The 11,612-nt window shown below is 61.9% G+C and carries 14 protein-coding genes; 1 reads left to right on the forward strand and 13 read right to left on the reverse strand.

Features of this window, described 5'->3' with window-relative positions; translation table 11 throughout:
- Nucleotides 1–5: 5 nt before the first annotated feature.
- From ACFFAR_RS13250 to ACFFAR_RS13300, 11 genes are all read right to left on the reverse strand, one after another.
- Nucleotides 6–1,352 (reverse strand): MFS transporter, encoded by a 1,347-nt coding sequence (locus ACFFAR_RS13250; protein ID WP_174362844.1) that lies wholly within the window; start codon nt 1,350–1,352, stop codon nt 6–8.
- A 71-nt stretch (nt 1,353–1,423) separates the two neighbouring features.
- Complete coding sequence (locus tag ACFFAR_RS13255; RefSeq protein WP_174362843.1) at nt 1,424–2,617, reverse strand: CoA transferase; 1,194 nt, start codon at nt 2,615–2,617, stop codon at nt 1,424–1,426.
- 103 nt (nt 2,618–2,720) lie between these two features.
- On the reverse strand, nt 2,721–3,650 hold the full coding sequence (locus tag ACFFAR_RS13260) for a LysR substrate-binding domain-containing protein (RefSeq protein WP_174362842.1): 930 nt from the start codon (nt 3,648–3,650) through the stop codon (nt 2,721–2,723).
- Between the two features lie 61 nt (nt 3,651–3,711).
- The gene (locus ACFFAR_RS13265; protein WP_174362841.1) at nt 3,712–5,124 is read right to left on the reverse strand and encodes an efflux transporter outer membrane subunit; all 1,413 of its coding nucleotides are present in this window, start codon (nt 5,122–5,124) and stop codon (nt 3,712–3,714) included.
- A gap of 8 nt (nt 5,125–5,132) precedes the next feature.
- Nucleotides 5,133–6,704, reverse strand: coding sequence for a DHA2 family efflux MFS transporter permease subunit (locus ACFFAR_RS13270; protein WP_174362840.1), 1,572 nt, complete (start codon nt 6,702–6,704; stop codon nt 5,133–5,135).
- Nucleotides 6,701–7,801 carry an HlyD family secretion protein gene (locus ACFFAR_RS13275; protein WP_075357299.1) on the reverse strand — a complete coding sequence of 367 codons (1,101 nt, stop codon included), beginning with the start codon at nt 7,799–7,801 and terminating at the stop codon, nt 6,701–6,703. The genes ACFFAR_RS13270 and ACFFAR_RS13275 overlap by 4 nt, the downstream gene beginning before the upstream one ends.
- 43 nt (nt 7,802–7,844) lie before the next feature.
- Nucleotides 7,845–8,267, reverse strand: a complete 423-nt coding sequence (locus ACFFAR_RS13280) for a MarR family winged helix-turn-helix transcriptional regulator (protein ID WP_062171153.1) — start codon at nt 8,265–8,267, stop codon at nt 7,845–7,847.
- A gap of 118 nt (nt 8,268–8,385) precedes the next feature.
- Nucleotides 8,386–9,282 carry a LysR substrate-binding domain-containing protein gene (locus ACFFAR_RS13285; RefSeq protein WP_174362839.1) on the reverse strand — a complete coding sequence of 299 codons (897 nt, stop codon included), beginning with the start codon at nt 9,280–9,282 and terminating at the stop codon, nt 8,386–8,388.
- 117 nt (nt 9,283–9,399) lie between these two features.
- On the reverse strand, nt 9,400–9,798 hold the full coding sequence (locus tag ACFFAR_RS13290) for a hypothetical protein (RefSeq protein ID WP_062003095.1): 399 nt from the start codon (nt 9,796–9,798) through the stop codon (nt 9,400–9,402).
- A gap of 25 nt (nt 9,799–9,823) precedes the next feature.
- A complete protein-coding gene (locus ACFFAR_RS13295; RefSeq protein ID WP_174362838.1) occupies nt 9,824–10,000 on the reverse strand; it encodes a hypothetical protein in 177 nt (58 codons plus the stop codon).
- A 25-nt stretch (nt 10,001–10,025) separates the two neighbouring features.
- On the reverse strand, nt 10,026–10,310 hold the full coding sequence (locus ACFFAR_RS13300) for a DUF3072 domain-containing protein (protein ID WP_375507989.1): 285 nt from the start codon (nt 10,308–10,310) through the stop codon (nt 10,026–10,028).
- An 84-nt stretch (nt 10,311–10,394) separates the two neighbouring features.
- Here ACFFAR_RS13300 and ACFFAR_RS13305 point away from each other — a divergent pair, with 84 nt between their 5' ends.
- On the forward strand, nt 10,395–10,691 hold the full coding sequence (locus ACFFAR_RS13305; protein ID WP_174362837.1) for a hypothetical protein: 297 nt from the start codon (nt 10,395–10,397) through the stop codon (nt 10,689–10,691).
- A 6-nt stretch (nt 10,692–10,697) separates the two neighbouring features.
- Here the strand turns inward: ACFFAR_RS13305 and ACFFAR_RS13310 are convergent, their stop codons facing one another.
- Nucleotides 10,698–11,150, reverse strand: a complete 453-nt coding sequence (locus ACFFAR_RS13310; RefSeq protein WP_174362836.1) for a hypothetical protein — start codon at nt 11,148–11,150, stop codon at nt 10,698–10,700.
- An 89-nt stretch (nt 11,151–11,239) separates the two neighbouring features.
- Nucleotides 11,240–11,612 (reverse strand): helix-turn-helix domain-containing protein (locus ACFFAR_RS13315; protein ID WP_174362835.1); only part of this gene is annotated, 373 nt, incomplete at its 5' end.

Raw genomic sequence — 11,612 nt, forward strand, 5'->3', positions numbered from 1 at the left:
TGCAATCAGGTAGAAACCCGCGCCTCCGGCTGATCTTTCTGCCGCAGCGTTGCCGGCAGGCCGAAAAGCAGGATCGCGGCGCAAACCAGGCTCATTGCCCCGATTGCATACAACGCTGGCGTCGTGCTGCCCGTCAGGTCGCGGACCCGCCCGACCATGACCGGGCTCACGATGCCGCCGAGCTGCCCGAGTGTGTTGATCAGCGCGATGCCCCCTGCCGCTCCGGCACCCGTCAGCAGTTTGGGCGGCAAGGCCCAGAATGCGGGGATCGATGCAACCACGCCGCCGCCCATCACGCCCAGTGAAATGATGAGCAAGCCTGTCTGTTTGTCGAAGATGCCTGCGGCGAAAAACCCGATTGCCGCCATCAGCAACAATCCGGAGACGAACTTGCGGCGCTCGCCGGACGCATCGGAAAGACGGCCGACGACGACCATGCAGATCGCGCCGCAGATGTAAGGCACGGCGGTCAACAGACCGATCGTCGTCGGGTTGTGTGTGCCTGCGCTGCGAATCAGTTGCGGCGCCCAGAAGTTGAGTCCGTAGGACGCCACCTGAATCAGGAAGTAGACCAGTCCGAGCGTCAGGAACCCCGGCGTCGTGATTGCGCCCCAGAGCGATTTCCCGGCGCCCGAGTGCGGGGCCTGACGCACGATACGGCTTGCGAGCATCGACTTTTCGGTGGGGTCGAGCCAACCCGCGTCTTCAATGCGGTCCTTCAAAACCTTGAGCACGAGCACACCGAGTGCTATGCACGGCAAGCCACCGAGCAGGAACAGCCAGTGCCAGCCGCGAATCCCGAGCACGCCATCCATGTGGCCGAGCACAAGGCCCGAGAGCGGTGCGCCGACCAGCCCCGAAAACGCGGAGGCCAGGAACAGCAAGGAAGTGATGCGTCCGCGATGACTCGCCGGGAACCACAGCGTGAGGTAATACAGCACGCCGGGCGCGAACCCCGCTTCCATTGCGCCGATGATGAAGCGCAGCCCATAGAACTGCCATTCATTGCCCACGAACACCATCAAGCTCGTGGCAATACCCCAGGAAATCATGATGCGCGCAATCCATCGGCGGGCGCCGACTTTGTACAACATCAGGTTACTTGGGACTTCGAACAAAACATAGCCGATCACGAAAAGGCTTGCGCCGAGGCCGTAGGCGGTGTCCGAGAAACCCAGGTCGCTTTGCAACTGGAATTTCGCGAAGCTGATGTTGATGCGGTCGAAAAAGGCGAACAGATAGCAGATCATGATCAGCGGCATCACCCGCCACGCGACCTTCCGGATGATCGCCTTGAAATCGGTTTCGTCTTGCTCGTGTACTGCGGTCGCCGTGGCGCCTGGAACGCTCATGATCGTCTCCTGCCGGATTGGTTGTTATGTCCGGTCATCGTTATTGAAGGTGATGAAGGTGATGACGGCGACTATTGAACCGCACCTTTGCGGCGCAGGCGGGCAACGTCCTGCGAATCGAAGCCGAGATCTTTTAATACGGAGTCCGTATGTTCTCCAAGCGAAGGCCCCTGCCAGCGAACTTCGCCTGGGGTGTCCGAGAGCTTGGGTACGATGCCTGGCATCTTCACCGATACCCCACCGGGCAGCGCTGCATCGAGCAACATGTCACGCGCCTGGTAATGCGGGTCCGCAACGATGTCCGCCACGGAATAGATTCTGCCCGCAGGTACTTCCGCTGCTTCGAGCGCGGCGATCACGTCTTGCGTGCAATGGTGCGAGGTCCACGCGGTGATGGCGGCATCCAGCGTTTCGCTCTGCGCGGCGCGACCGTCGTTGCGGGCGAGCGCGGGGTCATCGGCGAGATCGGCGCGGCCTATCACGTGCATCAGGCGCTTGAAAATCGGATCGCTGTTGCCCGCAATGACGACATAACCGTTGTCTTCGGTCGGATAGGTATTCGATGGCGCAATGCCCGGCAACGCGCCGCCGCTGCGCTCACGCACATGGCCGAGCAGATCGTATTCGGGGATCAGGCTTTCCATCAGGTTGAACACGCTTTCGACCAGCGAAACATCCACCACTTGCCCGTCGCCCTGCCCCGTCTTCACGCGCAGGATGGACATCAGCGCGCCGATCACGCCATGCAGCGACGCGAGCGAATCGCCGAGACTCACGCCCACGCGCGCCGGCGCACCATTGGCTTCGCCGGTCGTGTAGCGGATGCCGCCCATCGCCTCGCCGATCGCGCCAAAGCCCGGACGGTCGCGATACGGCCCGGACTGGCCGTATCCGGAGATGCGCACCATCGTGAGCCTGGGGTTGATCTCGTGCAGGACGTCCCAGCCGAGGCCGAGTTTTTCGAGCGCGCCGGGACGCAGGTTTTCGATGATGACATCGGCGTCCGCAACAAGGCGCTTGACGACATCCACACCGTCCGGCGACTTGAGATTCACGCACACCGACTTCTTGTTGCGCGATTGCAGATACCACCAGAGTGACGTGCCCTCGTGCAGCTTTCGCCATTTGCGAAGCGGGTCGCCATTGTCGGGCGCTTCGATCTTGATCACGTCGGCGCCGAACTCTCCCATCAGCCGGGCGGCGAACGGCGCTGCGATGAGCGTGCCGATCTCGATTACGCGAATGCCTGCAAGCGGTCCGGCCATGATGCATGTCTCCAGAAATGTCCAGTCTGAAGACAGCTTAGGAGCGCGCCGCGCCCCGCGTCCAACCTCAATTCACCAACGACCGTTCGCGAACGGCGAACGCTCAAGCCGGATTCTGTTCGTTATGCTCGACTGAGAGCAGATGATCGAAGAGCATTTTGCTGACGGGAGACAACGCGCCGACGTCGCGCACGACGACGATCAGATCTCGCTGGCTCCAGGGTTCATCCAGTGTGACAGCCGTTAGTCCCAGCGGGCGGCCGACCGTGTTGAACACCTTGAGCGGCAGCACGCTGATGCCAAGACCGGTCTGGACCATGCGGCACACGGCATCGAAACCGGGCACCTGGATGCGCAGGCGCAGCGGCTTGCCCGCCTGCCGCGCAGCCATGTGCGTGCGCAGGTTGATGGAGCTTGCCGCGTGCAGCCCGACATGATCGCCGTCGAGTGTCTCGACGAACGCGACCTTTTCGCGACCCGCGAGCGCGTGATCCTCGCGCATCACGACGACGAGCGAATCGTGCCGATAATGCGACACATGCAGTCCACGGGTATCCGCTTCGCCCGAGCAGATGCCGACATCGGCGAGGCTGTCGGCTATGCCCTCCACCACGCCGCTGCTCGGCCGCTCTTCCAGGTCGAGCTTGATGCGTTCGTTCATCGAAAAGAAAGCGCGCAAGTCTTCCGGCAAGAATTCGACGATAGCCGAGAGGTTCGCCATCATCCGCACATAACCGCGCACGCCAGTTGCATGCTCGGCAAGTTCGATGCCGATATTCTCGACATCGCGCAACACGCGGCGTGCGTGGTGCAGCAGCGTTTCTCCGGCCGGCGTGAGTTCCATGCCGCGCGCGCGACGAACAAACAGCGCTGCGCCCACGGCCTGTTCGAGTTCCAGCAGACGTTTGCTTGCAGCCGAAACGGCGATCGCCTCGCGCTCAGCAGCGCGTGTGAGCGTGCCTTCCTCGTAGACAGCGAGGAATAGTTGCAGCGTGGTGAGGTCAAGCCGTCTCAGGAGGTTTTTGAGTGCCATGCGCGGGTCGAGCATCGTGGGGCGGAAGATGCCCGATGTTACCCGAGGCGTCCTGAGAGCATCATTCCTGCCGTGTCTCGCTCCATCCGCCGCCAAGCGAACGGTAGAGCGCAACCGCCGCAAGCGCGTGCTCGCGCTTCGCCTGATTCAACGCGTCCGAGTCTTTCAGGTAAGCGTCCTGCGCCGCGAGGACATCGAGGAAACCGCTCGCGCCGCCCTTGTACAGTTGCGTGGAAAGCCGCAGCGACTGGTCGGATGACTGCAACGCGTCTTTCAAACGATCTGCCTGCTCCGACGTGCTGACGAGATCGCTGCGCGTGTCTTCCACGTCTTTCAACGCCTGCAGCATGGTCTGCCGAAGGCGCAGATCGGATTCCCGCATGCGGCTTTCGCTCTGTTCGATACCCGCGGTAATGCGCCCCGCGTTAAAGATCGGGCTCGTTGCGTTGAGCGCGGCGCTGAAAAGGTTGTCGGTGAGCGTAGGCAGGCCGACGTACGACGCTGCCAGCAAGCCATCGGTCAGCTGCAGCGAAAACTTCGGATAGCGATTCGCGTTCGCCACGCCGACTTCCGCCGCGCGCTGCGTGAGTTCGGCGTAGGCGCTGCGGACATCGGGACGACGCAACAGCGCTTCTGACGGCAGCATTTGCGGCGCGGCATCGGTCGGCGTCGGGATTGCGGCGGGCGTGGCGAGCACGAGGGTATCGACCGATTCGGGCGTGCGCCCCGAGTACACCGCGATCAGGCTCAACTGATGTTGAATCGTCGATGCCGCCCGCGGCAAGCGCGATTGCAGTTCGCTCAACTGGTTCTGCGCACGGGCTACGTCGAGCCGCGTGGAGAGTCCGTACTGCATGCGTTCTTGCGTGAGTTTGAGCGCGCGTTCGCGGATGGCGACGTTGTCTTGCAGGATCTTCTGCTCGCTTTGCGCCCATCGGAGATCGACATACGCCGATGCCGTGTTTGCCGCGAGCGCGAGACGAAGTTCATCGACGGCGTGTTGACGGCCGGTCAGTTGCGCTTCTGCCGCCAGTAATTCGAGGCGTTCTCCGCCGAAGACATCGGGCGCCCAGCCAAGCGCGACGCCAAACCCTGCATCACGTACGTAACCCAAAGGCGGCGGCGCGTTCTGGCGGGTGTTCGCGGCCGTCGCAGTGGCGTCGAGCTCGGGCAAGAGCACCGCACGACGTTGCGTGGTGACGGCCTGCGCCTGTTTCACGCGCTCGATCGCCGCTTGCACATCGAGGTTCTGGCTCAGCACCGACGCCACCAGTTCGTGCAGCACCGGGTCGCCGAATTGCAGCCACCATGCGGCGGTATCGGCGTTGTCCTGGGGTGCATCGACGCTCCAGTTTTCGGGCGCAACCGTCTTTACCGTCGATGGCAGGTCCGCGTGCTGCGCGGGTTGAACGGCGCATGCCGCGAGCATCAGGCCCGGTATCAGCGCCATCAGCGCCAGCAATCTTTTATGCATGATCGACCTTAATGAGCGTCAGGAGAAGGCGGAGCAGCGCCGATTGGCCGCGCGAAAATCACGCTGATTGCGCCGATGGCAAAGCACATCGAAAGTACGAAGAACGTGTCGGAGAACGTGAGGACGAGCGCCTCGCGCATCACGAGCGCATGCAGGTTCGCAAGGCTGGCGCTGGTCGCATTCAACGCGTCGCCGGCGGCCGACCCCCAATGCGCGAACTGGCGCGTGAGGAATGCCCCGGTTTGCGGGTTGCCGGTCGTGACGCTTTCGCTCAGGCGCTCGTAGTGGAAATTCAGGCGGTCGTTGAGCATGGTCGCGCTCACTGCAATGCCGATCGCCCCGCCGAGATTGCGCATCAGGTTGAACAAACCGCTTGCCGACTTCAGGCGTGATTGCGGCAACGAACCAAGCGCCATGGTGACCACGGGCGGCACGAGGAACTGCTGTCCAATTCCGCGCAGCGCTTGAGGCAATAACAACTGCTGCCAGCCCCAGTCGTTGGTCAGCGGCACATAGAAATAACAGCCGACACCAAAACACACGATGCCGAAGATAAGGCACCAGCGCATGTCGACGAGACGGGAAATGTAGGCGTATGCGCACAGCGACATCAACTGGAACACACCGACCGAAAGCAACGCAATGCCGATCTGCAGCGAGTCGAATTCACGCACACGGCTCAGGAACAACGGCGTGAGAAACACCGAAACGAAGATGCCGATGCCCGTCACGAACGACAGCAGGCAGCCGATCGCGAAGTTCCGGACCGCGAGCGCACGCAGGTCGACGACAGGATCCTTTGCAGTAAACGCGCGGACGAGGAACAGAAAGGCGCAGATGGCGGAGATCCATGTACAGGTGACGATCACGTCATCGCCGAACCAGTTCTTGCGCGGACCTTCTTCGAGCACGTATTCCAGGCAGCCGAGAAAGCCCGACATCAGCGCAATGCCCAGGTAGTCGCCTTTTTTGAGCAAGGCCAGATTCGGTTCATCGATATGAACGAACTTCGGCACCAGAATGGCAACGACAAGGCCCGGCACGAGGTTCAGATAAAACAGCCAGTGCCACGACCATTGCGATGTGATCCAGCCGCCGATCACCGGGCCAATGGCCGGCGCGAGCGATGCAAGCGCGCCGATCGTCGTCGATGCAATCACGCGCTGCTTGCCTGGGAACAACACGAACGCCGTGGTGAAAACCGTGGGAATCATCGCGGCGCCGAGCGCGCCTTGCAAACCGCGAAAGAGGATCATCGAGTTGATGTCCCATGCGAGGCCGCAGAGCATGCTCGTGATGGTGAAGCCGACCGCCGAGGCTACGAACAACCATCGTGTGGAGAACACTTTCGAGAGCCAGCCCGACATCGGGATCACCAGGATTTCCGCGATCAGGTAGGACGTCTGCACCCACGAGAGTTCGTCCTGGCTTGCGGACAAGCCTCCGCCGATGTCCTTCAACGACGACGCCACGATCTGGATATCGAGCGTCGCCATGAAGAAGCCCAGGCACATCAGCGCGAAGGCGAAGATGCGTTGCTTGACCGGCTGGTCGGCGGGAGTGAGGGGCGCGGCGTTCATGAATGGCTCACGCCGCCGAGGTGCACCGTGACCGTTGCCGAGAGTCCGGCGCGCAGCACGTTCTCCTTGCCGGGCGGCACGTCCAGGCGAATTCGCACGGGTACGCGCTGCACGATCTTCGTGAAGTTGCCCGTGGCATTCTCGGGCGGAAGCACGCTGAACGTCGCGCCGGTCGCGGGCGCCAGGCTTTCTATATGACCCTGGATCACGTCGCTCGCGGCATCGAGCGCCACGTCGACCCGATCACCCACGCGCATCTTCTTGAGTTGATCCTCCTTGAAGTTTGCATCGACCCAAAGGCCGTCCGCCGGGACGACGGTCAGGAGCGCCGCGCCCGTGTTTGCCAGCATGCCGACGCGCGCCGTGCGATTGCCTACGTAGCCATCGACCGGCGCGCGAATGGTCGTGTATTCCACATTCAACTCGGCAACGCGACGCAACGCGACGGCGGTCGCCACCTTTGCTTTCGCGTCTTCGACCTGTGCGGCGAGCACGGCGAGCTGACGGGTGGCGGCAAGCGTTGCGGCGTTGCTGTTGTCAAGCGTCGCGCGGGCCTTGAGAAAGTCGGCATCGGCACGTTCGACTACCTGATTCGATACCGCCTCGTCCTTCACCAGTTGCCGATAACGCACCTGATCCGACGCGCTGCGCGTGACTTCCGCCGACGACGCCCGCGCCTGCGCCTGACTCTGGTTGATCACGGCGGCCTGCAGTTGCTGCCGCGCAACCAGTTCATCAACCGATGCACGTGCGCTCTTCAGGTCGGCGTCGGCCTGGGCGAGACGGGCATCGTAGTCGCGGGAATCGAGGCGGACCAGCACTTGTCCGGCCTTCACGCGCTGATTGTCGGCGACCAGCAACTCGGTCACGAAACCGTTCACCTTCGGCGCCATGACGGTGACGTTGCCGCCTACATAGGCGTCATCGGTGCTCTGGACAAAACGCAGCACGGTGTACCAGTAAGTGGCGGCAGCGGCCACCACGACCAGCACGACGATGATCGCCGCCGGCATCCAGCCGATCCGGAACGAGCGCCGGGCGCCTCCTTCAACGGCGGGAGATGCGGTGGACGCAAGCGGCGTGGAAGGCGTGGTCATGTCGTTTCCTGTTGGTTGCATCGGATATCTTTTAAGCGCGTGGTCATTCGCTCGTCAGCCGGAACAGTTCGCGCCGCAGGCGCGCGGCCTGCCGCCGCCCGAACTTCGCTTCGAATTCTTCCTGCGCCGCATGCCAGTGGCGCAGTGCATCGGCGAGCCTGGCCTGGCCAATCTGTGTGAGCGTGAGTTGCAGCCGCCGCTGGCACGGACCGCCCAGTTCCGCCGATACCAGACCGTTGCGCAACAACGGCTGCAGCACGCGAACGACCGTCGTGCGTTCCATCACCATTGCTTGCGCAAGCTCGGCCATCGTCATGTCGGGCGCGCGTTCCAGCGCCGACACGATGCTGAATTGCGTCGGCGTCATGCCGGCCGCCGAGAGATGCCGCTCGTAAAGCTGCGAGATATGGCGCGCGGCCTGCCGGAGGGCAAAACAGTCATCGTGTCGGGGTGGACGGGTGTGCATGTGCACAGACTATGTGTGTATATGCACCCAGTCAACCGTCATCGCGCACATCAAATTGATGTCGAATCAGTCAACAATGAAATGGAATCGATGCAAAAGGAGGATGAAAGCTGACGCTTCAGACTTCGAAAAACTCGGATGCATGCTCGATGAACGCCCGCACCTTGGCCGGCAACAAGGTCCGGCTGCTGTAGGCGAGACGGATCTCGATGGCGCCATCGATTATCTCGAAGTCGTCCATCAGCGAAACCAGCGTGCCGGCCGCAAGCTCGTCGCGCACCAGCGCAAAAGGCAGCACGCCCACGCCAAGTCCCTGCAACACGAGGCCGCGGTTAAGCAGCGCATTATTCGATGTCATGTCGGCCTTGGTCTGCACCGTCAATTCTTCGCCGTCGCCCAAGCGGAACGTCAGCATATGCTTGCGGATGGACGGATGCATGGCGACGAACTCATGTTCCGCCAGGTCCGCGGGATGAATGGGCCGCGGCTTGTCCGCCAGGTATTCGGGCGTGGCCACGATCACAAGCGGGATGCGTTCAAGCAGGCGCGTGACGGTGGTGTCGCTGGTCAGCATGAAAGGCAGCACGATGCCGAGATCGTAACCATCGGCGACCAGATCGACGGGACGCTCGGTCAAGGTGACATCCACGCCGACCAGCGGATAGCGGCGTCGAAAGGTGGCGAGCAGCGGCACAAGGCGGCTCAATGTCGCCGTGGTATGGGAAACCACGCGCAGGTTGCCGCTTGGATCGCTGGCACGGTTCGACGCCTGCGTTTCCAGCGCATCGAGTTCATCGAGCACGCGCGAGCAACCCTCGAAAAACTTCTCGGCGGTTTCCGTCAGCGATATATGTCGGGTCGTGCGATGAAAAAGCCGGTTACCGAGCCGCTGCTCGAGCGTGGAGATGGCACGCGATACAACCGGCGGCGAGACGCCAAGCAGATCGGCGGCGCGCGTGAAGCTTTTCGCCTCCACGACCGCCCGGAACACTTTCAGGCTTGTCAGATAGTCCATCGCTCGATCCTTGAGAATGCCGCGCGTTTCAATCTTGATGTCGGGCGCGGGCGTCGTCGGGATTGTGCGGCAAATCCAGGATCTGGACTGGAATGGCAAGACTGGCTTGCCTGTGACTTAGAAAAGGTGGGGGGGCGTGCGGTCGGTCAGGCTGCGTGGAAGGGTTTCATCGAGCGTCAGTTCAATATGCGGCAGGTCGGCCAGCTTGCCGTGAAATTCAGTGACATCCTCGCTGGTGAAAAGACCATCGAGGTAGTCAAACGTGATCTGCGACGCAATGTTCTGCAGCGCTTTTTTCTCGCTCGCTTCCGGCTCCGATTCCAGTTCGTCGACGTCCAGCGACACGACAAACCCCTTCTTTTCACGATGCTCGATCGCGCCGATATCGATCAGTTTGCCATCGCCGTTTTGCGCCAGAACGCGATGGTCGGTCGCGAACAACTTGAAGGTGTAAGCGAGACTTGCCGCCAGACTCGCCGGAGCGGAGTCGTCGGCCTGCTTGGGTTTGGATGCCATGGTTCGGTCCTCGGTTTCAATGATTTCAGCCGGCCTCGCCAACGTCTTTCGGGTCGGGCAGGTCGGTGCCGCGACCGGGTTCGGGCGGTGCGGGCTCGCCCTTGGGCGAGTCCTTCTCCGCGTCGCTCAGTTGCCGGTCTGCTGCGGTGGCATCGTCGTCACGTTGTTTGGGCGGTGTGTCGCGTGATGATTCTGTCGCCATGGTTCAGTCCTCGGTTGAAATGGATTCAGGTGCCCCGGCCGGTCTTCGCCTGAAGCTCTTCAATTCTTCGCGACGCCTCCGCTTTATTGAGCGATGCATCGAATGGTTCTTTCGCTTCTTCCGACAACGTCTTTAAATACGATGCCTGCGCGCCGGTCATTGCTTCGTCGCCCGTGACCCAGTCGGCAGGATCTTTTTCGGCATTTGAAGTGGGATGGCTCTTGGGGTTTTCATCGGCTGGCTGATTCGGTTGATTGCTCATGATCGCGTCCTGGTTGAGGTCACAAGTCAACAGCAAGCCGTGTTCCAAGCACCCAGGACGTTTTTGCCGGGAGCGTTACTTGCTCGACTCAATTCATCGATAAAACCGGGCGGCGACTCCAGCCGAATAACAATGACATTCTCCCCACGCGTTCTTTTGATGATCGGCAGTTTGATCGCGGCATCGGCTGTCCCACTTTACGCCGATGGCCAGCAGCAAAAGCCCAACAAGCTCGAGTCCGACAGCACGCCAGCCTACGACGAGCACAACACCACGTCGCCCACGAGCGCCACGAGTTCGTCCGTGGCGCGGGACAACGCCCTCAAGCCCGCGCCGGGCAAGGTGTCGGCGGGAAAGGAGCCGCCCAGCGGCCGCAAGAACGGTATGGGGCTCGATGCTGGCGCAAGCAGCATGAGCAAGAAGCCGTGAATGCTTTCAAGTTTTTTCGGGCCAGGGCCAGCGGGTGAGGCCCGAGGCCTCTGAGGCTTCCGGTTCAGGTTCGCCTTCGGCGGGAGGTGCTTTCAGGCCTTCCGCAAACCACGCGACGTCTTTCCTGCGCTCGGCCACGTACCTGGACCACCCTTGCGGATTGCCGGCAAAAAGATCGTGCTGCACCGTCGATGCCAACAAAGGCCGGTTCAGGTTTTCGTCGAGCAACGACTTGGGCCAGAGAAAGAACGCGTTGGCCGCGCGATCCGATACGGTTCGCGGCGATATTGCGGAATCGATGAAACCCAGCCATGTAAAACTCACCAGCGAATCTTCCGCGACCAGCGCCTCGCCGAGCGTCGCGTGCCGTGCGCCGCTGCGTGACAGGCACGAGAGCGCTTCGAGCACATCGCCCAGATGCAGGAGCAGCGCACGTCGTTCGTAAGCATCATCTTTCATCAACGTCTCCGGAATGTTCGTGTGATTGCGCGAGTGGATGCGAGCACAAACCGGAGCACGAACCGGTCCAGCGTTCGTCTATGCAAGGATCAGCTTTCGCACTTCTGGAAACTCACCCGATAATCATTCGGCGACACGCCCAGCCGCTGCCGGAACACGATCCGCATCCGGTCCGCTGTCCCAAAGCCGCACTCGTACGCGATGGTCTTCAGCGGCGTGACCGTGCTTTCGAGCGCGTTGCGCGCGGCATCGATACGCGCGCGTTCCACGAAATCATGCGGCGTCAGTTCGGTCGCCTCCACAAAAGCGCGGGCGAAATTGCGTTCGCTCATGCCAGCGATCTGCGCGAGCTTCTCGACCGTGAGCCGCTCGCCGATATGCTCCATCACGTAAGCCTGGACCCGGGCGGCGGGTGAGGTTTCGTCGGCGGGTGCACTCAGGTAAGGACTGAATTGCGACTGG

This window comes from uncultured Caballeronia sp. (genome assembly GCF_964243625.1).
Classification (GTDB): Bacteria; Pseudomonadota; Gammaproteobacteria; order Burkholderiales; family Burkholderiaceae; genus Caballeronia.